The sequence below is a fragment of the Haemophilus haemolyticus genome (genome assembly GCF_003490595.1).
Taxonomy (GTDB): domain Bacteria; phylum Pseudomonadota; class Gammaproteobacteria; order Enterobacterales; family Pasteurellaceae; genus Haemophilus; species Haemophilus haemolyticus_L.
The window spans coordinates 21,756-47,330 of record NZ_QQGY01000003.1 but is presented as its reverse complement, the minus strand read 5'-3'; the positions used below and the strand labels follow the sequence as shown (position 1 = coordinate 47,330).

The window sequence follows — 25,575 nt, the reverse complement described above, 5'->3', positions numbered from 1 at the left end:
GGTATGTTAAAGAATCCATTTGAAACCGAAGAGCAAACAACAAAACCTTCAACAAAAGAAACCACTTTTGCTGTGGATTTAGAAAAAACAGAGCAAAGTAAGGAAGAAAATCCACCGCTTGATTTCGTAACGGAAGAACCTATCATCGAAAAAAATGAATTTTCCTCTTTTGAGCCATTACCAGAATTCAATTCGAACTACACGCATACGCCAATCACTAAGCAGGCAAAATTAGATAAGCGTGAAGTGAAAGAATTATCTGATGAAGAATACCACGAACGTGTAAAAGAATTAAATGAAAACGCTGAGAATAAACACTATGTTTTATTCTTTGGTAGCCCTGCATCAGGTAAAACGTGGATTATTGGTAGCGTGCTTCACTATATGAAAAATTATATTGGTGGTGTGGTTTATCTACAAACCGACAAAACCACTGAAAGTGAAGAAGAATTATTCTACCAATTACAAGACAGGTTTAATGGTATTGTTGGTACGAAAAAATTAACCAGTACTGATACCAAACAATACTTTGAAATGCATATTTCTTTTACGCCAACGGATAAATCTAAGCCACCGATTGAGATCGTGTTTGTAGATGCTTCAGGCGAACATTCAGAAGAAGCATTCCATAGTCGAGATAAAAATAAATCGGGTATGTTGCCAAATTATTTAACCGCTATTTTAGAGTCAAATGTAAAAACCAAAATTGCCTTTGTTTACGATCAATCCTTATCAGATAACGGCAAAATTCCACAAATGAATGTATTGAGCGAAGTCTTTACCAAAATTCAATATATTCAAAGCAGTCAAGATAAGCAATTTCCAAAAGCTTTACTGCTTTCTAAAGCGGATAAAATCTTTGCTGGCGATATGGCGGCGGTTGAACATAATGGTTACGATCCTATGCTTTATGCATTAGAAAAAATTCCAGCTTTTGCAAATAGTTTCTTTAATGAATCGCCAAATAATAAAACGATTTTTTATCGAATGGGTAAATTTTCAGTCAATTCAGATTTATTAACGGAATTTGATAAAGAATGTCCAGAAAAATTCTTTAATTGGTTATATAAAGAAGGTATGGGTGTTTCAGCCGTAAAAGAACTGAATTGTTGGGACAAATTTAAGCGTTGGTTTAGTGGGAAAGCATAATGGCACAAGAACAAAATTTTAAACAATATTTAGGCTGGGGATTGGTCGGTACTCCAGCAGGTCGTCAATATACCAATAATGGTATTGACAAACAATTTAATTTAGGCAAAACCGCTTTTGAATTAGGGCAAGATTTAGGTGGTTGTTTGCCTTCACCAAAATTAGGTGATGACGCTCCTTTATATGCCTTAATCAGCCGTACGGAACAAAATGTTTCGCTTTTAGGTTTCGCAGAATACTTCTCTATTTATGAGCAAGGGCAGAGTCGAGCAGGCACTTATTTTGGTAGCTTTATTGAAACGGCCAATAGTTCTTTTGCACCAAGTAGCGTGATAGATATTTTTTCAGGACTTCGTCAATTAAGTATTTATCAAATGACTCACTTTATTGACAACGAGAAAAAGGCTTACCATACCAGTATTACAGGTAAAACATTTGAATCGCCAAAAGCATTAGAAAAAATTCAATTAGTTGCACCTGTTAAAAATAGCATTACGAAAACCGCCTCTTCTGACTTTTTATTTATCCATTGCCAAGAGGGTGAAGCGTTAAAAGTCGCAGAGTACTTGGTAACAAGCGGATTACATTATCAATATAAAGATATCTTCTTTACAGAAAATGAACATATTTCTGCACAAGTACGTCAAATGAAGCGTTTGCAAATCTCATCTTCACAATTATTTAGTTTAGATGTCTTTGTTTCACCTTATAAGTCTGAAATTCATTATTTACACTCTTATATTCAAGAGTTAAGCAAGAAATATCAGGATGCAATAAATGAAATTAAACGCTTAAATGAAGAGCAAGAGCAGATTATCAATAAGAAGGTTCAAGAGCAAGAAACTCTCTTCCAACAACAAGTTAATAAAATTGAGGAAGAAAAAAATAAACTACTTTATGAAGCCGATCAAATGCGTGAGTTAACTGGTTTTAGTCGAACTGAGCTTTCAAAATTTGCAAATGGTATTATTTCGGAAGTTTCTCCTGCAATAGATCAGCGTTTAGATAAAAAACTAACCGAATTCAGTTTTAAAATATCATCTGCAATTAAATCTGCAACGGATAATGTGATGTTTCCACCCCAGAAAGTATCCAAACCAGGTTGGATTATTTTATCGGGTATTTTGGGATTTATTGTGATTGTTTTATCAATATTGCTTATTTATATGAGAAGTCAATCTTCAGATCCTGAGAAAAAAATAACAGAGAAAACCAATACGATAACCAATCAACAAAATTATATTTCTGAACTAAAAGATGATAATTCTAAATTAGAAGGAAAACTCAACGAATTACGTTCTCAAACAAACTCTTCTGATAGATTACCTTTAGAAGTAGATAAGAATAAGCGAGGAAAATAAGTGAAACGAAATAAATTAAAAGCATTTCTTTTGCTTTCTCCACTATTATTAACCGCATGTTCTGATGAAAATGCAGAACAATGTAAAACCTTAATCAATGACGAAGCAATGCATGCTCTTTCAATTTCTTTCTGTGAAAAGGCAGCAAATGATGGCGATGCAGAATCACAATTCAACTTTGCTACTTTATTACTTGCGGAAGGAAATAAAGAAAGAGCGATCGCTTTTTTAGAAAAATCTGCTAATCAGAAAAATGGGCTGGCTGCTTATAAGTTAGGGGAAATTTATGAAAGTCAGTCTAATTTAGAAAAAGCAACGTTCTATTATGAAGAGGGGTGCAAACAAAACGAGTTAAAGGCATGTGAACGTTCTCGTGCGTTGATGAAACAACAAAATGAGAAAGATAAAGCTGACAAAGTCGCATTAGAAAAAGCGAAATTAGAAGCACAAGCAAAAGTTCAAGCAAAGCAAATCGCTTTAGAGGAAGCAAAAGCGAGAACGCTTGCCCAAGAAAAAGCCAAATTAGATGCTGAAGCAAAAGCACAAGAACAAGCACGTTTAAGCGAAGAAGCCAAACAGCGTAAAGCCGAAGTCGATGCGATCAAAGCAAGGGCAAAAGGCAAAAAATTCCGTTATGGCTTAGCGAAATATCAAGATGGCGCATTGTGGGGACATATCAATCAAGATGGACAATTCATAATAAAACCACAATGGGCTTATACCGCTGATTTCTATGATGGTTTGGCCGCAGTGAAAACAACGGATGGGAAATGGGGCTATATTAATACAAATGGCCAGTATCAAATTTATCCTAAATTTTCCTGCGTATGGTATTTCAGCGAAGGCTTAGCTGCTGTCTCTGAAACAGGGTACGGTAACAACTGTCAAGGTGGTAAATGGGGTTTTATTGATAAAAATGGAGTTTGGGTGATTTCACCAACATTAGATAATGTTATATGGGGCGCTTTTAAAAATGGCGTAACAAAAATTACTTACAATGGGCATACTGGCTACATCAATAAGCAGGCACAATGGATTAATTATCAAGAATAATGGAGAATTAAAATGTTCTACAAAAACAAATTATTATGTTTAGGTTTATTAGCAATTCCTGCCATTGCCATAGCTGAATTTTATAAAGTCGAAGTAACGAGATTAGATACAAATTTATATCGTACTTCTGATGGAATTTATATTGAAACTGAGTTCTGTCATGAATATGCTCAAGGAGATGAGGCTGTTTTATCTTACGAGCAATATTCTTACGATAACAAACTTATCTTCCAAAATGACGAAACTTGCGATGTAAAACGTATATTCAGATAGCTGATTTCTCTTAAAATCCCACCGCTTGTAAGCATAATACAAGCGGTGTTTTTTAGAAAAAATCTTACTATCTCAAATCAAACAACAAAAATTCCATATCTTTATGCGGATGCATTCCAAAGCCCATGGTCGGCTACACAAAATCCTCGTTAATTACCTGCAAATCTGAAAAATGCATACGGTTACGATCGAAATAATCCGCAAAAGAGAAGCTGTGATAAGCATTCAACCAACCGTGATTGGCGTGACCTCGTTCATTTGCACGTCTAATTTTTAACATATTTTATTCCTAATTTGATTTAATAATTTGTATATTAAATGCGTTTGGTTTTGATGGAATGCATTTAAATGCGGTTAAAAATAGGATAAAGAAGGATTTTGTGAAGAGATTATCTAGCAAAAATAAATAAACCTTACTTCCTGTAATGAAAGTAAGGTTATGGATAAAACCAATTAAGTTCTTCTAAATAAAGCTTTTGTTGCTCAATTTCGTGGACTAGCTCTTCTTCGGTTGGCAAATAATGCACATATTTGCTCGCGAAAAGTTGTGGATTATCGTGCAGAACAGAATATTTTGCCACGACAGCGTCGGTTTCTGCGCAAAGCAACAAACTAATGGTTTGGTTATCATTTGGAAGCTTTTTCAAAGCATCATACATTCGCACATACATATCCAGCTGCCCAATATCTTGATGAGTCAGTTTTTCTGTTTTCAGTTCAACAGTTACAAAGCATTTCAGAATATAGTTATAGAAAACCAGATCGATAAAGAAATCACAAGTTTCCGTGCGAATATGTCCTTGACGAGACTCTAGGGCAAAACCTTTACCAAGCTCAAGCATAAAATTATATGATTAATTTTATTGTTCACACTCTCCCTCCATTTAAAAAATCAAAACTTTGATCTCGCTCACAAAATTAAAAAATATTTGAGAAAAGTTCTCAACAACTTAATTTAATATTTTTCTAATAAAATCAATCTTTAACAAAATTCTCTTGCAATAAAACGCCTAAAAACACTACATATTGTGTGTTGATTATCCTTTTAGATCTATATATAGTGCAGTCCGCATTTCAAAAACACTATATATTGGAGCTATATCATGAGTAACTTTGGGGTCATCAAGCGCGATGGTTCTCGTGCGGAATTTGAGATTCAACGTATCATCAATGCCATTAAAAAAGCCGCAAGTGCGGTCAATATTTCCGATGAATTTTATTGCCACCAAATTGTGCAAGAAGTAGGAAATGAAATTTTCACCCATCATCAAGGCGAGATTGATATTAATCAGATTCAAAAAATCGTTGAAGATAAATTGATGGCAAGTCGTTATCCCGAGATTGCTCGTGCGTATATCGAATATCGTCATGATCGTGATTTAGCGCGAGAAAAACGTAGCCAGCTAACAAAAGAAATTGAAGGTTTGATTGAACAAAGCAACGTAGAATTACTTAACGAAAACGCCAATAAAGACGCGAAAGTGATTCCAACGCAACGTGATTTGCTAGCTGGTATTGTGGCAAAACATTATGCCAAACACCATATTCTTCCACGCGATGTAGTAGAGGCTCACGAAAAAGGTGAAATTCATTATCACGATTTAGACTACGCACCGTTCTTCCCAATGTTTAACTGTATGTTAGTGGATTTAGAAGGGATGCTTTCTCGTGGTTTCAAAATGGGCAATGCGGAAATCGAACCCCCAAAATCTATCGGCACCGCAACTGCAGTGACAGCACAAATTATCGCTCAAGTTGCCAGCCATATTTACGGCGGTACAACCATTAATCGCATTGATGAAGTACTTTCTCCTTATGTACAAATCAGTTACGAAAAACACCTCAAACATGCCCAAGAATGGAATGTACCTGATGTTGAAGGTTATGCAAAAGCATTGATTGAAAAAGAATGTTTCGATGCCTTCCAATCTTTAGAATATGAAGTTAATACACTGCATACGTCGAATGGGCAAACGCCATTTGTTACCTTTGGTTTTGGTTTAGGTACAAGCTGGCAATCTCGCTTAATTCAGCAAGCTATTTTGAAAAATCGTATTCGTGGACTTGGAAAAAATCATAAAACGCCAGTATTTCCAAAACTTGTTTTCACCATTAAAAAAGGCTTGAACCAAACTCAAGGCGATCCGAATTACGATATCAAACAACTCGCATTGGAATGTGCATCAAAACGTATGTATCCAGATATTCTCAATTACGATCAAGTTGTCAAAGTCACGGGCTCTTTTAAAGCTCCAATGGGATGCCGTAGCTTTTTAGGAGCATACGAAGAAAACGGCCACGAAATTCACGATGGGCGTAATAATCTTGGTGTAGTAAGTTTGAATTTACCGCGTATTGCGTTGGAGTCTAAAAACGAAGAAGATTTCTACCGCACTTTAGATGAGCGTTTGGCTATTGCGAAGAAAGCATTAATGACGCGTATTGCCCGCCTTGAAAATACCAAAGCTCGCGTTGCCCCCATTCTTTATATGGAAGGCGCATGCGGAGTGCGGTTAAAAGCGGATGAAAATGTGGCACAAATTTTCAAAAATGGGCGCGCCTCTATTTCACTTGGCTATATCGGTATTCACGAAACCATTAATGCGCTATATAACAAAGGACATATTTTTGATGATGAACAATTACGCGAAAAAGGCATTGCGATTGTTCGCCACCTTAGCGAGGCAGTGAAACGCTGGCAAAAAGAAACTGGCTATGCCTTCAGCCTTTACTCCACGCCAAGCGAAAACTTATGCGACCGCTTCTGCCGTTTAGACACCAAAAAATTTGGCGTGATTGAAGGCGTCACGGATAAAGGCTACTACACAAATAGTTACCACTTAGATGTAGAAAAGAAAGTGAATCCTTACGACAAACTGGATTTCGAAATGGCATATCCCCCACTCGCCAGCGGCGGTTTTATTTGCTACGGAGAATATCCCAATATTCAACACAACTTAAAAGCATTGGAAGATGTGTGGGATTATAGCTACGATCGCGTGCCTTACTACGGCACAAACACACCGATTGACGAATGTTATGAATGTGGTTTCACTGGCGAGTTTGAATGTACCAGTAAAGGTTTTGTTTGCCCGAAATGTGGCAATCATGATAGCACAAAAGTGTCTGTCACTCGCCGCGTATGTGGCTATCTGGGCAGCCCTGATGCCCGCCCATTTAATGCGGGAAAACAGGAAGAAGTGAAGAGAAGAGTTAAACATCTTTGATTTAATTCTCTAGCAATAGCACGTATTTTTTAATGCGTGCTTTTTGTTTCCAACTTTGGCATTCCCCAAAATCTCCGCTAAAATAACCGCACTTTTTCTTATCCTCAAGGAAAGCAATATGTCAAATATTCTCAATAACCTCATTCATCTTCTTAAACTTGAAAAAATTGATGATTTAATCTTTCGTGGTGAAAGCCAAGATTTAGGTTTTCGTCAAGTATTTGGTGGGCAAGTTGTGGCTCAAGCATTATCTGCAGCAATGCAGGTGGCGCCAGAAGATCGCATTTTACATTCTTGTCATGCCTATTTTCTTGCTCCTGGAGACAGCCAATATCCGATTATTTACGATGTGGAAACCTTGCGTGAAGGGCGTAACTTTTCTGCATTACGCGTAAAAGCCATTCAACATAAAAATACCATTTGTCATGTAACCGCTTCTTTCCAAGTGCCTGAAAAAGGTTTTGAACATCAAAATACGATGCCAAATGTTGGTACACCTGAAGACTTTACAGATGAAAATGTGATGCTACAAAAAGTGGCTCAAACCTTGCCAGAACCACTCAATGAAAAATTTGCCGCAGAGCGTCCATTTGAGGTACGCACTAAATATTTGAATAACCCATTTAATGGGACAAAATTGCCAGCCGAGCAATATTCTTGGTTTAAAACCAATGGTGAAACGCCGCTTGATATAAAAATTCAGCAATGTTTATTGGCTTATTTTTCCGATTTTCACTGTATTTTGACCGCACTTCATCCGCACGAAAAAGGCTTTTTACAAAAAGGAATGAAAGTCGCAACCATTGATCATAGTATTTGGTTCCATCGCCCGTTTGATTTAAATCACTGGCATTTGCACGCAATTGAAAGCAATAATGCCTTTGGTGGGCGCGGCTTGGCACGCGGGCAGATTTTCTCGCAAGATGGTCAATTAATCGCGACAACGCAACAAGAAGGCTTGATCCGTTTTAACGAATAAGAGAGAAAAAATGACCGCACTTATTACACAATTTTGGCAACAAGTTGAAACAGCGCTGAAAACAGCAAATCCACAAGAAAAATGCAGTTTAGTTAATGCTCTCTACGATAATCTTCTGCCACAAATACAGTTGATAAAATTAGAAGATTTTCCCGAAGTCGTGCCGCAAGATAATATTGCCGCTTTTCCTGAAAAACCGCTCTTAGTTGCACCTAAAGATGTGCCAAAACGTTCTTTTGCCACAGAAGAAGGCTATGCAGCAACATTCCACGCTATCGCACATATTGAGTTTAACGCGATTAATTTAGGCCTAGATGCAGCTTGGCGATTCGGGCGTAATGCACAAGAAGAACTTAGTGAAGGTTTGGCTTTTGTAAAAGATTGGCTGCGTGTCGCTCGTGAAGAAAGCACGCACTTTTCCTTAGTCAATGAACATTTGAAAACATTGGGTTATCAATACGGTGATTTTGAAGCTCATGCTGGATTATGGGAAATGGCGCAAGCCACCGCTCACGATATTTGGGAACGAATGGCGTTAGTTCCTCGTGTATTAGAAGCAAGAGGCCTCGATGCAACACCTGTTCTGCAAGAGAAAATCGCACAACGTAAAGATTTTGCCGCTGTGAACATTTTGGATATTATTTTGCGTGATGAAATTGGCCATGTGTATATCGGCAATCATTGGTATCACGCACTTTCTAAAAAACGAGGTTTAGATGCGATGAAATGCTTTACTGAGCTGTTACACAAATATCGTATTGTAATTTTTAAAGGTGTCATTAATACCGATGCTCGTATTCAAGCGGGTTTCACGCAGCATGAGTTGGATTGGATTTATGAAGTGGAACAAACCTTGAAATCCTATATTAAGAAATGATGAAAAAACAAAAGACTAAGTTCTATTACATTCTGAACTTAGTCTTTTTAATGAAATTAATTTAACATTTGAATTTATTGCTTACGCCAAGTTGTTCCATTCGGACCATCTTCTAATACGATGCCCATAGCGGTGAGCTCATTACGCGCTGCATCTGCGGCAGACCAATCTTTAGCAGCGCGAGCTTCATTGCGTTGTTTAATCAGTGCTTCAATTTTTGCCACTTCATCATCGTCGGAACCTGCTTGTAAGAATTTCTCTGGTTCTTGTTGAAGTAATCCTAAAATCGCACCCAATTCACGCAAACGCGCGGCAAGTCCATTGGCTTTCTCAACATCTTCTATTTTTAACTTGTTAATTTCACGCGCCATTTCGAATAAAACAGAAAGTGCATTTGGCGTATTAAAATCATCGTCCATTGCTTCACGGAAGGTTTCTACAAAATTTTCCCCGCCAAAAGCAACCGCACTTTGCTCTGTTCCGCGCAAAGCCGTGTATAAACGTTCCAACGCACCTTGCGCTAAATTCAAGTTTTCTTCGCTATAATTGAGCTGGCTACGATAATGTGCCGTTAATAAGAAATAACGTACAGCCTCTGCATTGTAGTGACCTAATACATCGCGAATAGTAAAGAAATTGCCGAGGGATTTCGACATTTTTTCTTTATCCACCATAATCATGCCGGAATGGATCCAATAATTCACATATTGACCACCATGCGCACAGCAAGATTGGGCGATTTCATTTTCGTGGTGAGGGAACATTAAATCAGAGCCACCACCGTGAATATCAAAATGCTCGCCAAGCTGTTTGCAATTCATTGCCGAACATTCAATGTGCCAACCTGGACGACCTGCCCCCCAAGGGGAAGCCCAACTTGGTTCGTTTTCTTTCGACATTTTCCAAAGCACGAAATCCATTGGATTTTTCTTGATTTCATTGATTTCAATACGTGCACCAGCTTGTAATTGCTCAAGATCTTGACGGGATAATTTGCCGTATTCTTTGAAGCTTTCTACATCAAACATCACATCGCCATTATCCGCGACATAAGCATGTCCGCGTTTAATTAATTTTTCCACAATTTCAATAATTTCAGGAATATGATGGGTCGCACGAGGCTCGAAATCAGGGCGTAATACATTAAGTGCATCAAAATCTTTATACATTTCTTGCACCATACGATCCACAAGTTGATCGCAGGTTTCTTTGTTTTCTAACGCACGTTTAATAATTTTGTCATCTACGTCCGTAATATTACGCACATAAGTTAAATCGTAACCCAAAGAACGTAAATAACGAGCAATCACATCAAAGCACACAAAAGTGCGTCCATGACCGATATGACACAAATCATAAACAGTGACGCCACAAACATACATTCCCACTTTATTCTCATGGATAGGTTTAAAGATTTCTTTTTCTCTCGTTAAGGTATTGAAAATTTTTAGCATTTTTAAGCTCGTAAAATGAAATAAAAACAAACCGCACTTTTATAGCACTTTTACCTCGATTGTGGAATAATACGACCCTTAATTTTTCAGAAGGAAAACAAAATGGTTACGTTACACACAAACTTTGGCGACATTAAAATTAAATTGGATTTTGATAAAGCTCCAGTTACAGCAGAAAACTTCTTAAATTACTGCAAAGACGGTTTTTATAATAACACAATTTTTCATCGTGTTATTGATGGCTTTATGATTCAAGGCGGTGGTATGGAAAGCGGTATGCACGAAAAAGCAACCAAAGCACCAATCCAAAATGAAGCGAACAATCGTTTAAGTAACAAACGTGGAACCATTGCAATGGCACGCACTTCAGATCCACATTCAGCGACAGCACAATTCTTCATTAACGTGGCAGACAATGATTTCTTAAATTATTGTTCAAAAGAAATGTTTGGTCGCGAAGTCGTTCAAGAATGGGGCTATGCGGTATTTGGTGAAGTAGTTGAAGGTATGGATGTTGTTGATAAAATCAAAAAAGTGAAGACAGGCAACAAAGGCTTTCATCAAGATGTTCCAACTGAAGATGTGGTTATTACATCAGTTTCAGTAGAATAATGGTGAATGGCGGATAAATTCCGCCATTTTTTATCGACCTAAAGGAAAATGCTCATGCCTTTCTTCGACACTCACACGCATCTCGATTATCTCCAACAATTTACAGGGGAACCGTTGTCACAGCTTATTGATAATGCTAAGCAAGCCGATGTGCAAAAAATACTGATTGTGGCGGTGAAAGAAACTGATTTTAAAACAATCCAAAATATGACCGCACTTTTTCCTGATAATTTGCGCTATGGGCTTGGGCTCCATCCTCTTTATATTCAAGAACACGCCGAAAATGATTTAATTCTGTTAGAACAAGCCTTAAAAAATCGTGATGCAAATTGCACGGCGGTGGCAGAAATTGGTTTAGAACGCGCGATTCCTGATTTGCTCACCGATGAACTTTGGGCAAAACAATGCCATTTTTTTGAAAGCCAACTTTATTTGGCAAAGCAATTTAATTTACCCGTCAATATTCACAGTCGAAAAACCCATGATCAAATTTTTACTTTTTTAAAACGTATTCCATTATCTAAACTTGGCGTGGTACACGGTTTTTCAGGAAGCTACGATCAAGCAAAACGCTTTGTTGATTTAGGTTATAAAATCGGGGTTGGCGGCACTATCACTTATGAACGCGCCAATAAAACTCGTCAAGCGATTGCAAAACTACCACTTGACGCCTTAGTGTTGGAAACAGACAGTCCTGATATGCCTGTATTTGGTTTTCAAGGACAACCTAATCGACCAGAGCGTATTGTGGAAAGTTTCAAAGCCCTTTGCGCCTTAAGAAATGAACCTGCTGAATTGATTAAAAAAGTCACATGGGAAAATGCTTGCCAGATTTTTTCTTGATCCACGTCACATTACTGAAATTATTTTGAATTAAATACTGGAAAAAAGAAACCGAGCATAATAATATCCGCCTCGTAGAAAGTTTTTCTCAACACACAATAAGGATATATTATGTCGCAAATCTATACTCAGGTGAGAAAGTTAGCGGAACAGTTTATTGAGCCTTACGCCGACGAACTCGATCAAAAAAAAGAATTTCCTGTTCAGGCATTTAAGGAATTAGGTAAAGCTGGCTGGTTTTCACTTTTAATTCCAAAAGAATACGGCGGAATGGGATTAACCCTGAAAGAACATGCTGAAGTCTGTATGGCGTTAGCAGAAAGTTCAGCCTCTGCTGGTCTCTGTTACATGATGAGCAATGTTGCAGTGAATTGTTTAAATCTATTCGGCAGTGATCAACTCAAACAAAAAATCTTTTCTGACATTGTTCAAAATCAAACCTTTGCCGCACTCGCCTATAGTGAATTAGGCACTGGTACCCACTTCTATATTACCGATGCAACCGCACAATTTAATGCTGAACATGCGGTATTCAATGGCTTAAAATCCATGGTGACATCTGGCAATTACGCTTCTTATTATTTAGCGCTTTTGCCTTCCGAAAATGGTGAAACTATTGATAACTGGGTGCTTCCACTTGGTACTCAAGGCTTAACTTTTGAAGCCGATAGCTGGAATGGCTTAGGTATGCGTAGCAATGTCTCTTGCTTTATGCGAATGACCGATATGCCATTAGATCGTGGCTGGCGCATTGGCGAAGTTGGCGCAGGCGCAGAACAAGTATTTGGTGGCATTGCACCTGCCTTTATTTGTGGCTTGGCTGCTGTCTATAGCGGCGTCTGTAAAGCAGTGCTCACTGAGGCAATTAAACATTCAACACACCGTAAATACACATCGGGCACTGCATTAGCTGAAATCGAAACTGTGCAAATTCACTTAGCTAAAATCTATGCAAATACGAATGCGGCTGTATGCGCTACGCAAGATGCGGCTCGTGCAGCCACAGAAGGTGATGCTGATGCATTAGCTAAATTATTAGCTGCCCGAATTCTTGCGAGCGAAAATGCTATTACCCTTGCACAAATTGGTATGCGCATTGGCGGTGGTAAGGCCTATAACAAAATGGGGCCAATGGAACGCTATTTACGCGATGCATTAGCAAGTCAAGTGATGGCGCCAAGTGTCGATGTGCTAAATATTTGGTTAGGTAAAGCCATTACAGGTCAACAAATTCCATAAAGTGCGGTGAAAAATGAGTGAGAAATTAAAAATTGGGGCGGTAATCTACGCCCCACAAGTGACGGTTATTTGGGGCATCATTGCAGACTTTTTCGAAAAAGAAGGCTTCCCTATTGAGCCAGTCTATTTCAAAGACTACAAAGGGCAAGTTGATGCGTTACTCAATAATGAAATTGATGTAGCGTGGAACTCTCCCCTAGCTTGGTTAGACGGTTACTTGCGTAGTGGAGGTAAAACCTTAAATGGTGCCATGCGTGATACCGACCAAGATCGTCAAAGTTATTTAGTTGTTAATGATCCAAATATCCAATCTATTGAAGATTTGAAAAATAAAACTATTGCTTTTGGTGCGATAGATTCTCCACAAGCGCGGTTAATTCCAATCGAGTTTTTACATCAACATGGCTTAGAGTTTGGTCAAGATTATGTAGAAAAACGCTTTGATGTGGGGGTTGGTTTGCACGGCGATCATGTAGGCGGTGAATTAGATGCAGCTAATGCATTAAAAGATCGTCAAGTCGCAGCAACATGGATGTTAGATTTCAACTTTGAACGTTGGACAAAAGATGGCACACTCGATCCAGCAACAGTTCGAGTACTTGCAAAAACACCATCATTTGACCATTGTATTTTCAGTGGGCGCGTGGGATTAGATGAAACCAAATTCAATGCATTCACCGAAACCTTGTTCAAAATGGATTACAACAATCCAGAACATAAAGAAATGATGGATTTGGAAGGATTAAAACGTTGGGTTGCGGGTAGAACAAAAGGTTTTGCTCAATTGCAAGCTGCCAATGAATATTTAAAATTCTTTTAAGATCAATATGTCATGATGGGCGTGTAATAAACGCCCATCATTGTGGATTTTCTATGAAACCTTTCACTACTTCCCTTTTAGGCTCAATGCCTCGCAGCCAAGCACTTTTGATGGCGCGTAAAAAGCACGCACTCGGCAAAATAACCACGGCAGAGCTTGAGCAAATCGTTGTTCAAGAAACAAAACAAATTGTCGAACTTCAACAACGAACTGGCATTGATATCATCACGAGTGGCGAATTACTTCGCGACAATTACCTTTCTTTTATTGCACAAAAAATTCAAGGCGCAACCTTAATGAGCATGAGTGAAATGCTCGATCACATTAAAGAAAAGCAAATTTTTGAGTCAATGCTAGAAACCTTGGATGTTCCCGCACTTTCCATAAAAAATGCTATTTGCGTGGGAAAAATCAGCTACAAACAATCTTTAGTCGCAGATGAAATGTTGCTACTGAAAAATCTAACTAAGCAACCAATTAAAGCAACCTTGCCTGGACCTTACTTAATGGCTCGATCCATGTGGCTTTCGTCTGTGTCAGGGCAACATTATTCATCAAAAGAAGAAATGGCAAAAGATGTTGTTGCTATTTTAAAGCAAGAAATTGATCATTTATGTGAACTAGGCGTAAGTGTTGTTCAATTTGATGAGCCTGTTTTGACAGAAGTTATTTTTAGCCATCATCAAACACGTTCATTTATGTGTGCGGCGTTAAGCGAAAAACAAGATTTTGCAGCGGAACTACAGTTTGCGAAAAGTTTAATTACTCAAATCTTTGAGTATGCAAGAAATAAAAATATCAAAACCGCACTACATGTATGCCGAGGCAACTGGAGCAAAGATGAAAGCGTATTACTGCGCGGGCCTTATACATCACTAGTGGATTTATTTGAATCGGCATTACCTGATATTTTAATACTCGAATTTTCTACGCCAAGAGCGGGAGAATTAAGTTCGTTATTAGAAAGTGAAATCTTAAGACAAAAATGTATTTTAGGCTTAGGGGTCATCAATCCTCGTTCTGATGAAGTGGAAACTGTAGCGCAGATTGTTCAGCGCGCAGAAAAAGCCTTAAATTACCTTCCACCAGAGCAAATTTGGCTAAACCCAGATTGTGGATTTGCCACTTTTTCTAACCGCCCTTTAAATGGATTTGACATTATTGAAGCCAAACTTAAGGTATTAAATGAAGCAAAATCAATATTGAGGGAACGTTATGTATAACGTACCTGAAAGTGAATGTTTTACAGCGAAATATCGAGCCGTATTACGCGGAGAAGAAATTAAATTATTCACACCAAATGACAGTATTTCGCTCTATTCACAAGTCAATTTCGATAACCAATCATTACAAAAAAGTGCGGTGGATTATTTTGCTGTTTCTATTTTAGGTGGAATTTTGAGCAGTGTAAAAGCCCATTTTGCTCAACAACGTGCCGATATTGTAGAAATGGAAGGAAAAATTTGGCTCAACCTCGCCAATCCTTTAACCTTACTGGGCGTTCGCGGCTATAGTGAGCAACCTATCATTAATGACGGCAAAATTAAAATTTTTATTTCATCAGATTTAACCGATGACATCTTCACACAACTCACACAAAACGCATTACGCTGTTGTTTTATTTACAACACGATAATCAAAGCCTTTCCTTTAAATATAGAATTTGAGCAAGTGCTTTGATTCTCATCAGATCGTTGATCAAAATTTCAGACAAAAAATTGCCCCATTAAGGGGCAATCAATACTTTAAAGTTACTTATAGCTTTAAGCAACGATTAAATATGTTGGTTAATGAAGTTAGCCAATTGAGTTTTTGGTAATGCACCAACTTGAGTTGCAACAACTTGACCATTTTTAATCAATAATAATGTTGGGATACTACGAACACCAAATTGTGCTGGCGTTGCTTGGTTATCATCCACATTCATTTTCACGATTTTAACTTTACCCGCAAATTCAGGCGCAAGTTCATCTAACACTGGTGCAATCATTTTGCAAGGACCACACCATGGTGCCCAAAAGTCTAATAAAACGGGGATATCTGAATTAACTACAACACTTTCAAAATCTGCGTCATTAATGTGTAATACTTCGCTCATTTTGTTTTCCTTATTTTGTGAATGGAATCCCTATATAAGGGCTTTTTTTAAACTTACAAGTGCGGTGCAGAATAACACCGTTTTAAAAAATGTAAACTAATCGTTTTAATTGCCAAAAGCTAAGACGGCAAAACAATATTTTCACACACTTTACCCGATTTCAATTTATAAACATTTGATAAAGTCACATCCGCAATATTGGTTAGTGCCTCTTCCGTTAAAAACGCTTGGTGACCTGTTAGTAATACATTATGGCAAGAAGATAAACGACGGAAAATATCATCTTGAATCACTTCGTTAGACTTATCTTCAAAGAACAAATCTCGTTCATTCTCGTAAACATCCATACCTAACGCACCGATTTTGCGCTGTTTTAACGCATCAATTGCAGCCTGGGTATCAATCAAAGAGCCGCGACTCGTATTAACGATCATCACGCCATCTTTCATTTTGGCAAAAGCCTCACGATTTAATAAATGATAGTTTTCTGGCGTTGCCGGGCAATGAAGCGTAATCACATGAGATTTAGCATAAAGCTCATCTAATTCAACATATTGTCCACCCAGTTCTTCCACCAGTGGATTTTTAAAAGGATCGTACGCCAAAATATTCATGCCAAAACCTTTCAAAATTCGCATCACCGCAATCCCAATTTTACCCGTTCCGATTACGCCGACCGTGCGTCCGTGCATATTGAAACCAATTAATCCCTCAAGAGAGAAATTCGCTTCGCGGGTACGCTGATAAGCACGATGAATTCGACGATTTAATGTCATCATCAAACCGATGGTATGCTCTGCCACTGCTTCAGGCGAATAAGCGGGAACACGTACAACTTGAATGCCCAATTCTTGAGCGGCTTTTAAATCAACATTATTGAAACCCGCACAGCGCAAAGCCACGATTTTCACGCCAAGTGCGGCTAATTTTTCTAATACTTTTCGGCTACCATTATCATTCACGAAAATGCATACTACTTCGCAATGCTCTGCTAAACGTGCAGTGCTCTCGTTCAGCATAAAATCAAAAAATTCTAAATCGAAATTATATTTTGCGTTAATGAGCTCAATATATTTTCGGTCATAGCTTTTAGTGCTATAGATTGCAATTTTCATGGTTTGCTCCAATTATTTTAAGTTTGCAAAAGCCTGTAGTAAGTCTGCTTTAATATCTTCTACATCTTCAATACCGACTGAAAAACGCAGCAAGGTATTAGTAATCCCACGAGCTACACGCTCGGATTCTGGAATATCCATATGGGTTTGAGTGGCAGGATAAGTAATAAAACTTTCTGTGCCGCCTAAACTTTCTGCAAAAGTAATCAATTTAATGGATTTTAAGAATGTATTAACCCAAGCTTCATCTTGCAAACGGAAAGACAACATCCCACCTTTATTCGGATAAAGCACCGATTCTACTTGTGGTTGAGCTTTTAAAAATTCCGCAATAGCTTGTGCATTTTCTTGATGACGTTTCATGCGCAAAGAAAGGGTTTTCATACCACGAATAGTCAACCAAGAATCAAAAGGTGAAAGCACCGCACCTGCACCATTTTGAATATAAGCAATGCGATCACAAAGTTCTTGCCCTTTTGCAACAATCAACCCAACAAGTGCATCATTATGACCAGCAATATATTTAGTCCCGCTGTGAATCACCACATCAGCGCCTAAATCTAATGGGCGAGAAAGCACTGGTGTTAAAAACGTATTATCCACGATCAACATCAAATTATGTTTTTTCGCAAGTTTTGCAATTTCAACCACATCACATTCTTCCATTAAAGGATTTGATGGGGTTTCAATAAAAATCGCTTTCGTATTTGGATTAATTGCCGCTTCAATTTCTGAAGCAGATGCCGTATTGACATAAACAGGTTTTACACTATTGTTATTTTTATAAGAAAAATCTAATAGTCGATAAGTACCACCATACACATCGCTAGAAACGATCCATTCATCTGGGGAAGTGAAAAGCGTCATCAAAACTTGAATGGCAGCCATACCAGAAGAAAAAGCAAAACCACGATCTCCATTCTCTAATTTAGCTATCGTTTCTTCTAATACTGTACGAGTTGGGTTTTTGGTACGCGTGTAATCAAATCCCGTACTTTCACCAATACCATAATGACCATAAGCCGTAGAAAGAAAAATTGGTGTAGAAACCGCACCTGTACGCTCATCACTGCGATTGCCTGCTTGAGCTAATAAAGTATCGATAGCATATTGTTGTGTCATAACATCCTCTAAAAATAATGAAAAAATCAACCGCACTTTACGTGCTAAAAAACGTTTAGCATTTTGGCACAAAGGAAAAAGTGATCAAAGTAGAAATTAGAAAATTACATAAAATTCCATTTTTCCATCATTTTCTGTGATTTATTTGAACAAAATGAACTTTTTTTAAACGGTTGGATAATTTTTTTAAATCTGTAATTGACAGTTATCTGAATTTCCGTAAAATGCGCACCACTAACAGCGAATGCGGGAATAGCTCAGTTGGTAGAGCACGACCTTGCCAAGGTCGGGGTCGCGAGTTCGAGCCTCGTTTCCCGCTCCAATTCGTGGCGTGTTAGCAAAGCGGTTATGCACTGGATTGCAAATCCATGTAGCTCGGTTCGACTCCGGGACACGCCTCCATAATACGCAAATGTTAGTTGTCTATATGCCCGAGTGGTGGAATCGGTAGACACAAGGGATTTAAAATCCCTCGCCTTTCGAGGCGTGCCAGTTCAAGTCTGGCTTCGGGCACCATTTAAACACCAATCCAAAGATTTTAAAATTTACTTTAAAATCATCTAATTGGGTCGTTAGCTCAGTCGGTAGAGCAGCGGACTTTTAATCCGTTGGTCGAAGGTTCGAATCCTTCACGACCCACCACTTAAAAATAAAGTAAGCACCGAAGGGTGTTTTTTTATTGCCTAAATTTGGTACTACTTTTCAAATTACCGGCTTATTGGACAATAGCTATTCTCTCTATCCAATCTAAAATAATTAATATATTTTATCGCTACCTACGTTATATTTTCTAAAATAAAATAGCGCCTGAAGATCAAGCGCCATCAAAATACAATAAAAATTTACCGCACTTTATTACTTCAATAAGTAAGCCCGTAGTTGTGCAAAATCATTATCCATTTCATCAGAAAGCAATGGTAGCTGATTATGTTTATCCAGTGCTTCAGGTAATGAAAGCTGAATACCAAGAATACGTTCTACGGATTCTTTAAATTTCGCAGGATGTGCTGTACACAGGAAAATTCCTGTTTCACCCGCTTTAAGTTGATCTTTCAGCACTTGGTAAGCTATTGCACCGTGAGGTTCACAAACATAACCTTCAGCATTCATTGCTTTTAAGGTTTCTTCAGTTTGTGCATCACTCAGCATCCCTGAACCTAAATCAGTTAAATCCCAACCATTTCGTTTAAACAGTTCTTCCACTCTTGGCCAGTTATTTGGACGGCTTACATCCATTGCGTTAGAAAGAGTTGCAACTGTCGTTTTAGGATCCCAATTGCCCGACTTCAAATAACGTGGCACAGTATCATTTGCGTTTGTTGAAGCGACAAAGCGTTTTATCGGCAAACCTAAGGTTTTTGCAATTAACCCTGCAGTTAAGTTACCAAAATTACCACTTGGCACAGAAACCACAACATTATCACGTTTTTCTTTTGGCAATTGTGCTACAGCCTCAAAGTAATAACAAACTTGAGCTAATAAACGGCTGATATTAATAGAATTTGCAGAGTTAAGTCCGATAGCTTGGCGCAATTCAGCATCATCAAAGGCTTGCTTAACTAAAGCCTGGCACGCATCGAAATCAGCGTTAATCGCAACAGTACGAATATTCCCACCTAAAGTACAGAATAGCTTTTCTTGCAATGGACTGATTTTGCCTTTTGGATAAAGGATAACTACATTAATATTTTCTAATCCATAAAACGCATGTGCTACAGCCGCCCCAGTATCGCCAGACGTTGCCGTTAAAATAGTAATTTTGCCATCACCACGTACAGCCGCAAGTGCCTGAGCCATAAAACGCCCACCAAAGTCTTTAAATGCTAATGTAGGCCCATGAAATAATTCAAGTGCATAAATATTATCTTCAACTTTTTCTAAAGGTGCGGTGAAAGTAAACGCATTTTTCACCATCTCGTCTAACGTTGCTTTCGGTAATTCTTCACCGATTAAGGCGCCAAGAATTTTTTGGCTACGTTCAACCAATGGTAAAGCTAATAACTCATCAATATTGGTTAAAGTAGGGATCGTTTCAGGAAAGAACAAACCTTGATCTTTGCCAAGTCCTTGACGTACTGCTTGCGCAAAATTCACTTGTTCTTCAGGGTGTTTGATATTGTACAAATTCATTGTGTGTCCTAATTTTTAGTAACGCTTAAAGTTTTATATGCTGATTCTATTACAGCTTTTTTGATTAGTTCCATATAGCACTTTACAGTGTTAATATAAGATATGATATCCAATAAAGATATATCCATTCCATCATCGTTTCTATGAATAATATCATTACGCTTATCAACAATGCTAGTAATCTGATCTTTAATTGATTTATCGTTAATTACGTTCTTTAACTCAATTCCTAATAGTTCAAAAACATTAAATGTCTTCTTTATATTTCCTGATATTTTATTTGCATCAAAAAAATTCTCTATATCATCCTTACTGTAAGATAAACTATATTCTCTAACTACTCTATTTTTTACACTCCAAGATGATAAACTCGCAGAAATAAACATCTCAGGAACCGAATATTGATTAACACATTTACAATGTCTTTCAAATAATTTTGTCGCTATCTCTGTCAAATAGGCCTCTAAATAAGTACATAGATTAATTAAATAACTTCGAGAGAAAAAATTTACATTATCAATAAACAACGGATCTGAAGAGTTAATAACCCTTTTTTCACTTTCACTTACCAAAAGAGAAAGCTTATCTAAAAAAGAGATATATTTGTCGTATATTAATAAACAATCCTGTTCCATACTATTGATTCTCAGTTAATGCTTCCTCAAGAAGGGTATTCCATAACTTCCTACGAGTCGTTATCGATGATTTAGTTTGTACACTTCTTTTTAATGTTTTCGCAAAGTCTTCTCTATCACATAACTCTTTATATTTAGATTTGATATTGGTAGCACATCTTCTGACAGTTTCTGTATCTAACTGACCTACTGAATACATTTGAAGATCATAATGAACAATAGCTTTAAGAGTCATATTTCTTTTTCTTGATAAGTTTAAGAATAGATCATCACCAAAGGCTATTCGACAATTTTCTAATGCTGATTTAAATTTATCCCTATAGGTATTTATATCATCCTCTGAAACTGAAACTTTCTCCTCAAGATATGAATCTAAATATTCTTTCAAATTATCAGAATAGTTTACTAACTTATCATCACTAGAAAGAGCAAAATACCTTAAAACCAGCTCAGCCTTACCACTATCATCTTTAATAGAATTGAACTTATAATTTGACAAAAGAATCGCTAATTCATCTAGTAAATTATTAAAGGCGCTAGGGTATAAAGCGTGCCTAATCTCCTGATCAGTTAAAGTCACAGAGCCTTGATTTAATCTTGCAAAAATTTCTCTAATTAATTCCTGAGAATTATCTTTACGTAAGACTATACAGCGTATAGTCGTATTTTCTAAGTCGCTCTTGGATTCATTTAATTCAGAAAACCTTTTCCCTTCAAGATCAGAAAATGCTGTCATCCCTTCCAGAACAAATTCATCATTAAAAAACTTTTGGATCGTCGTTAATCTTTGAACTCCATCAATAACAATATGATTTCCTTTATCATCTTCAGCAAAATAGCATGAAGGTAAAGGAATTCTCATTAAGCAAGATTCAATAAACTTAGATGCTCTTCCCCATCCTTTCTTATCCCACTTATATTTTCTTTGAAAATCTGGATCTAGTTTAAGCTTTCCACTCTCAATTCTAGACTTTAAAGTTTCAAATGGGTAATCAATAGGATATAAATTTAAATGCTTTTCTTTTGAACTATTCATAATTGTATCTCAAATAAATTTAACGAGTTAACAATCTAGCACCTTCATTATCGACCTTACAAATATGAACAAAGCCTTCATTGTTTTGTAAATAATGATTCTCTAAATAAGTTGAAAGTTTAATTGCAGTTTGTAAATCAGGGGCAATAGAGAAAATTGTTGGCCCTGAGCCTGAAATACCAGTGGCAAGTGCACCTAAGTCTCGCGTAGCTTGTTTTACTTCAGCAAAATTAGGTAGCAGAGATTCACGATAAGGCTCGGCAATGACATCTTTCATCATAATCGCTGCAAGGTTTTCCTGATGGGTATGGCAAGCATGCACAAAGCCACCTAAATGACGACCATGGGCAATCACGTCTTGTCGAGTATAGCTTTTCGGTAAAATTGCACGCGCTTCAGCAGTAGAAACTTCAATTCCCGGATATGCTAACACCCAATACCAATTATCAAAAAATGGAAGCTTTTGACAAATATTGCCGAGCGATTGCACCATAAATTGCACACCGCCAAGATAGCAAGGTGCAACATTATCATAATGGATTGAACCAGAAATACGGCCTTCCAATTCTCCCATCATTTCAAGCAACTCCATTTTCGAAAAAGGGCCATCATGAAACTGATTTAATGCCACTAATGCAGCAACAATAGAACATGCACTAGAGCCTAAACCAGAGCCAATAGGCATATTTTTTTCGAGCGTTAAACGCAAAGGCTTCACATTTCCTCCACGTAATTTTAATTGCTCGCGGAATAGCACATAAGCTTGATAAACAATATTTTTTTGCGGCTCTTTCGGTAATTTGCGAACAAAATAGCCCGCACTTTCTAACTCAAAACCACTTGAGATAGATTCTATTTGAACTACATCGCCTAACAGTGAACCATCAATAGGAGAAATCGCAGCACCTAAAGTATCGAAACCTACGCTAATATTCGCGCTGGATGCAGGGGCATAAATTCTTAACATTGGAAATCCTTATTAATGTTGTAATGTTCTTAAAATATCTGCAAAGATACCTGCCGCCGTCACCGCATTGCCTGCACCATAACCACGTAATAAAAGTGGGATAGGTTGGTAATAACGAGTATAAAATGCCAAAGCATTTTCACCGTCTTTCACTTTATAAAGGGGGTTATTCTGATCGACTGCAACAATAGATACTTTACATTTACCTTCGCAAATTTTGCCAACATAACGCAGTACTTTGCCTTCAGCTTTAGCGGTGGAAACACGAGCTTTAAACTCTTCATCAAGCTGTGGCAACATTGCCATAAATTCATCTGCAGATTTTCCTTCAGAGAAGCCTTTCGGCAATACACCTTCAACTTCAACATCTGAAAGTTCAAGCTCAATTCCAGCTTCCCGAGCAAGAATTAATAATTTGCGCGCTACATCTTGTCCAGAGAGGTCATCACGGGGATCTGGCTCAGTAAAGCCTTTTTCTCGGGCAAGTGCGGTGACTTCTGAAAGAGAAAGTCCTTCCTCCAATTTACCAAAAATAAAGGAAAGGGAGCCAGATAAAATGCCTTCAAAATATTCAAGTTCATCACCCGCAGCAAGTAAGTTTTGAAGATTTTCAATTACTGGCAAACCAGCGCCTACATTCGTTTCATATAAGAATTTATGTTGGCTTGCTTGAGCGTTTTGGCGTAACTCATTGTAATAAGCTAATTCTCGTGTATTCGCTTTTTTATTTGGCGTGACCACATGGAAACCTTCTTTTAACGCACGAGCATAAAGCCCCGCTACAGATTCGGCTGAGGTACAATCTACAAATACTGGATTCACCACATGATGTAATTTAATGAAAGAAAGCAATACATCAAAATCTGATGGCTGAGTCGCATTTTCTAAATCGTTTTTCCAATCGTCTAAACATAATCCATTTTCATCGAGTAACATGCGGTTGGAATTCGCAATAGCACAAACTCGAATTTCAACATTCTTCTTTGCTAGATACTCCTTTTGACGCTTTACCTGCTCAATTAATTCTCCGCCTACTCCACCAACGCCCACTAAAAACATATCCACGACTTTTTTATTATTGAAAAGAGCCTGATGGGTAGCTTTCACCGCTTCAATCGCTTTATTTTGCGGCACAACCGCAGAAATTGAACGTTCACTAGAACCTTGTGCAATCGCCACAATGCTAATATTTGCCTGTGCTAACGCAGAGAAGAAACGAGCAGCAATGCCTTTCGCTTGCTTCATTCCATCGCCCACAACAGAAATAATAGATAAATCTTTAATCACTTCAATTGGTTCTAATTGATGTTCATTTAATTCATTAGAAAATTCAGTTTCTAGTACAGTTTTCGCTACTTCTGCAGATTTCACAGGCACACAGAAACTAATACTATATTCAGACGAAGACTGAGTAATTAAAATGACTGAAATGCCTGCGCCTGACATGGCTGAAAAGACACGAGATGCCATCCCTACCATGCCTTGCATACCAGGGCCTGATACATTAAACATCGCCAAGTTATCTAAGTTAGTGATACCTTTGACTTGTAAACCTTCTGATTTCACATTGCCATCAATAATCGAACCCGGCGCAGAAGGATTTCCTGTATTTTTAATGACACAAGGAATATTTTGTGGCAACAATGGGCCAATCGTACGAGGATGAATCACTTTCGCACCGAAATAAGAAAGTTCCATCGCTTCACGATAAGAAAGCGTTGGTAATAAACGTGCATCAGGCACTAAACGCGGATCGCAAGTATAAACGCCATCCACATCAGTCCAAATTTCGCATACGCTTGCGCCTAAACAAGCGGCTAAACAGGCTGCAGAATAATCTGAGCCATTACGACCGAGCAGCACCAACTCACCTTTTTCGTTACCCGCAGTAAAGCCTGCCATAAGCACCACTTTATCTTTTGCAATACTTGCTGCATCAACACGTTTTGTTGATTCTTCAATTTCAACAGACGATTCAAGATAACCGCCTTTTGCTAATAATTGCTTGACCGGATCCACAATATGTACGCTATAGCCACGCGCTTCAAACCAAGCTTTCATCATTGCGATAGAAAGTTTTTCACCACGACAATCAATGGTCGCTTTAACTGCATCCTCTACTTTTCCTGCTTGACGAATTTCTTCTAATAATCCTTTGATTTGAGCAAATTCAGCATCAATAAGCGCCTTGGTGCCATTTAAGTCGAATTGATTATTTTCGGCATGTAAGCCATTGATGATGTTATAGAAAATTTCGATTGCTTCGTTGAAATGTGTATCGGTTGGTTGATTTAATGCAGCTTTTTCAGAAAGGGCGACGAGATGATTAGTTATTTTGGCTGGTGCTGATAAAACACCTGCTGCCTGCTCTTCTAAATGAGCTTGCTCGATCAATTTCGCTGCTTGGGAAAAACGTTCCGGATTTGCAAGCGAAGTGCCGCCAAATTTAAGTACGCGCATGATTAGTTCTCCTAGAGATATTGTGTTTTTAAATTTATAAAAAAACCCGCTATTCAGTTGAATCGCGGGTTTTCTGTATCCTGTTTTTTGGTGCACTAACCCGCGCCATTAATCATAGTAATGGT

The 25,575-nt window shown here is 37.9% G+C and carries 24 protein-coding genes, 4 tRNA genes and 1 other annotated feature (1 of these 29 cut by a window edge); of the genes, 17 read left to right on the top strand and 11 right to left on the bottom strand.

The genetic code is table 11. The annotated features are described in order from the left end of the window. Positions 1–3: 3 nt before the first annotated feature. From DV415_RS02960 to DV415_RS02945, 4 genes are read left to right on the top strand one after another with little or no spacing between them, the layout of a single operon-like run. Positions 4–1,149, top strand: a complete 1,146-nt coding sequence (locus tag DV415_RS02960) for a TRAFAC clade GTPase domain-containing protein (protein WP_118791525.1) — start codon at positions 4–6, stop codon at positions 1,147–1,149. Continuing rightward, positions 1,149–2,510 (top strand): hypothetical protein, encoded by a 1,362-nt coding sequence (locus tag DV415_RS02955; RefSeq protein ID WP_118790200.1) that lies wholly within the window; start codon positions 1,149–1,151, stop codon positions 2,508–2,510. Before DV415_RS02960 ends, DV415_RS02955 begins: the two co-directional genes overlap by 1 nt. Further along, entirely contained in the window at positions 2,511–3,563 is a 1,053-nt protein-coding gene (locus DV415_RS02950) for a WG repeat-containing protein (protein ID WP_118790199.1), read from the top strand. It abuts the gene before it with no gap. A 12-nt stretch (positions 3,564–3,575) separates the two neighbouring features. Further along, a complete protein-coding gene (locus tag DV415_RS02945; RefSeq protein WP_118790198.1) occupies positions 3,576–3,836 on the top strand; it encodes a hypothetical protein in 261 nt (86 codons plus the stop codon). A 133-nt stretch (positions 3,837–3,969) separates the two neighbouring features. Here the strand turns inward: DV415_RS02945 and DV415_RS02940 are convergent, their stop codons facing one another. Beyond that, on the bottom strand, positions 3,970–4,116 hold the full coding sequence (locus tag DV415_RS02940; RefSeq protein WP_420897153.1) for a cupin domain-containing protein: 147 nt from the start codon (positions 4,114–4,116) through the stop codon (positions 3,970–3,972). Between the two features lie 157 nt (positions 4,117–4,273). Continuing rightward, entirely contained in the window at positions 4,274–4,678 is a 405-nt protein-coding gene (locus DV415_RS02935; RefSeq protein ID WP_239989705.1) for a PDDEXK nuclease domain-containing protein, read from the bottom strand. A gap of 261 nt (positions 4,679–4,939) precedes the next feature. Here DV415_RS02935 and nrdD point away from each other — a divergent pair, with 261 nt between their 5' ends. The 3 genes from nrdD (at position 4,940) to DV415_RS02920 (ending at position 8,919) form a co-directional block, all read left to right on the top strand. Next, complete coding sequence (gene nrdD, locus DV415_RS02930) at positions 4,940–7,063, top strand: anaerobic ribonucleoside-triphosphate reductase (RefSeq protein ID WP_118790197.1); 2,124 nt, start codon at positions 4,940–4,942, stop codon at positions 7,061–7,063. A gap of 118 nt (positions 7,064–7,181) precedes the next feature. Then, positions 7,182–8,042: an acyl-CoA thioesterase II gene (gene tesB / locus DV415_RS02925; protein WP_118790196.1), complete on the top strand. Its 861-nt coding sequence runs from the start codon at positions 7,182–7,184 to the stop codon at positions 8,040–8,042. Between the two features lie 10 nt (positions 8,043–8,052). Further along, the gene (locus DV415_RS02920; RefSeq protein ID WP_118790195.1) at positions 8,053–8,919 is read left to right on the top strand and encodes a ferritin-like domain-containing protein; all 867 of its coding nucleotides are present in this window, start codon (positions 8,053–8,055) and stop codon (positions 8,917–8,919) included. 74 nt (positions 8,920–8,993) lie between these two features. Here DV415_RS02920 and cysS read toward each other — a convergent pair whose 3' ends face one another. Further along, positions 8,994–10,373 carry a cysteine--tRNA ligase gene (gene cysS, locus DV415_RS02915; protein WP_118790194.1) on the bottom strand — a complete coding sequence of 460 codons (1,380 nt, stop codon included), beginning with the start codon at positions 10,371–10,373 and terminating at the stop codon, positions 8,994–8,996. Positions 10,374–10,475: 102 nt separating this feature from the next. Between cysS and DV415_RS02910 the strand changes: the two genes are divergently transcribed. The 6 genes from DV415_RS02910 to DV415_RS02885 all read left to right on the top strand — a co-directional run bounded on the left by DV415_RS02910 (position 10,476) and on the right by DV415_RS02885 (position 15,567). Then, positions 10,476–10,985, top strand: coding sequence for a peptidylprolyl isomerase (locus DV415_RS02910; RefSeq protein ID WP_118790193.1), 510 nt, complete (start codon positions 10,476–10,478; stop codon positions 10,983–10,985). 54 nt (positions 10,986–11,039) lie between these two features. Continuing rightward, on the top strand, positions 11,040–11,828 hold the full coding sequence (locus DV415_RS02905; protein WP_118790192.1) for a TatD family hydrolase: 789 nt from the start codon (positions 11,040–11,042) through the stop codon (positions 11,826–11,828). A gap of 111 nt (positions 11,829–11,939) precedes the next feature. Further along, entirely contained in the window at positions 11,940–13,067 is a 1,128-nt protein-coding gene (locus DV415_RS02900) for an acyl-CoA dehydrogenase family protein (protein WP_118790191.1), read from the top strand. A 13-nt stretch (positions 13,068–13,080) separates the two neighbouring features. Continuing rightward, positions 13,081–13,887, top strand: coding sequence for a phosphate/phosphite/phosphonate ABC transporter substrate-binding protein (locus DV415_RS02895; protein ID WP_009766753.1), 807 nt, complete (start codon positions 13,081–13,083; stop codon positions 13,885–13,887). A gap of 53 nt (positions 13,888–13,940) precedes the next feature. Beyond that, positions 13,941–15,110 (top strand): cobalamin-independent methionine synthase II family protein, encoded by a 1,170-nt coding sequence (locus tag DV415_RS02890; RefSeq protein WP_118790190.1) that lies wholly within the window; start codon positions 13,941–13,943, stop codon positions 15,108–15,110. Continuing rightward, entirely contained in the window at positions 15,103–15,567 is a 465-nt protein-coding gene (locus tag DV415_RS02885) for a peroxiredoxin (protein WP_118790189.1), read from the top strand. Before DV415_RS02890 ends, DV415_RS02885 begins: the two co-directional genes overlap by 8 nt. Positions 15,568–15,661: 94 nt before the next feature. Here DV415_RS02885 and trxA read toward each other — a convergent pair whose 3' ends face one another. The 3 genes from trxA to DV415_RS02870 form a co-directional block, all read right to left on the bottom strand. Continuing rightward, entirely contained in the window at positions 15,662–15,985 is a 324-nt protein-coding gene (gene trxA, locus DV415_RS02880; protein WP_005627940.1) for a thioredoxin, read from the bottom strand. 119 nt (positions 15,986–16,104) lie between these two features. Continuing rightward, on the bottom strand, positions 16,105–17,100 hold the full coding sequence (locus DV415_RS02875; RefSeq protein ID WP_118790188.1) for a 2-hydroxyacid dehydrogenase: 996 nt from the start codon (positions 17,098–17,100) through the stop codon (positions 16,105–16,107). 12 nt (positions 17,101–17,112) lie between these two features. Continuing rightward, a complete protein-coding gene (locus DV415_RS02870; RefSeq protein WP_192879081.1) occupies positions 17,113–18,222 on the bottom strand; it encodes a methionine biosynthesis PLP-dependent protein in 1,110 nt (369 codons plus the stop codon). Between the two features lie 246 nt (positions 18,223–18,468). Between DV415_RS02870 and DV415_RS02865 the strand changes: the two genes are divergently transcribed. The 4 genes from DV415_RS02865 (at position 18,469) to DV415_RS02850 (ending at position 18,864) form a co-directional block, all read left to right on the top strand. Continuing rightward, positions 18,469–18,544, top strand: a tRNA-Gly gene (locus DV415_RS02865). 6 nt (positions 18,545–18,550) lie between these two features. Beyond that, positions 18,551–18,624 (top strand) — tRNA-Cys (locus tag DV415_RS02860). Positions 18,625–18,651: 27 nt separating this feature from the next. Further along, positions 18,652–18,738, top strand: a tRNA-Leu gene (locus tag DV415_RS02855). A gap of 50 nt (positions 18,739–18,788) precedes the next feature. Next, a tRNA-Lys gene (locus DV415_RS02850) sits at positions 18,789–18,864 on the top strand. Between the two features lie 213 nt (positions 18,865–19,077). Here DV415_RS02850 and thrC read toward each other — a convergent pair. Genes thrC through thrA form a run of 5 tightly spaced genes read right to left on the bottom strand, consistent with a single transcriptional unit; the run spans position 19,078 to position 25,450 of the window. Continuing rightward, the gene (gene thrC / locus DV415_RS02845; protein ID WP_118790187.1) at positions 19,078–20,352 is read right to left on the bottom strand and encodes a threonine synthase; all 1,275 of its coding nucleotides are present in this window, start codon (positions 20,350–20,352) and stop codon (positions 19,078–19,080) included. Between the two features lie 8 nt (positions 20,353–20,360). Continuing rightward, the gene (locus tag DV415_RS02840; protein WP_118790186.1) at positions 20,361–20,987 is read right to left on the bottom strand and encodes a HEPN domain-containing protein; all 627 of its coding nucleotides are present in this window, start codon (positions 20,985–20,987) and stop codon (positions 20,361–20,363) included. A gap of 1 nt (position 20,988) precedes the next feature. Then, positions 20,989–22,023: a DUF262 domain-containing protein gene (locus tag DV415_RS02835; RefSeq protein ID WP_118790185.1), complete on the bottom strand. Its 1,035-nt coding sequence runs from the start codon at positions 22,021–22,023 to the stop codon at positions 20,989–20,991. A 19-nt stretch (positions 22,024–22,042) separates the two neighbouring features. Then, positions 22,043–22,990 (bottom strand): homoserine kinase, encoded by a 948-nt coding sequence (gene thrB / locus DV415_RS02830; RefSeq protein WP_118790184.1) that lies wholly within the window; start codon positions 22,988–22,990, stop codon positions 22,043–22,045. A gap of 12 nt (positions 22,991–23,002) precedes the next feature. Beyond that, positions 23,003–25,450: a bifunctional aspartate kinase/homoserine dehydrogenase I gene (gene thrA / locus DV415_RS02825; RefSeq protein WP_118782199.1), complete on the bottom strand. Its 2,448-nt coding sequence runs from the start codon at positions 25,448–25,450 to the stop codon at positions 23,003–23,005. Positions 25,451–25,485: 35 nt separating this feature from the next. Beyond that, positions 25,486–25,575: a sequence feature (Thr leader region), on the bottom strand; it runs 29 nt beyond the window's last position.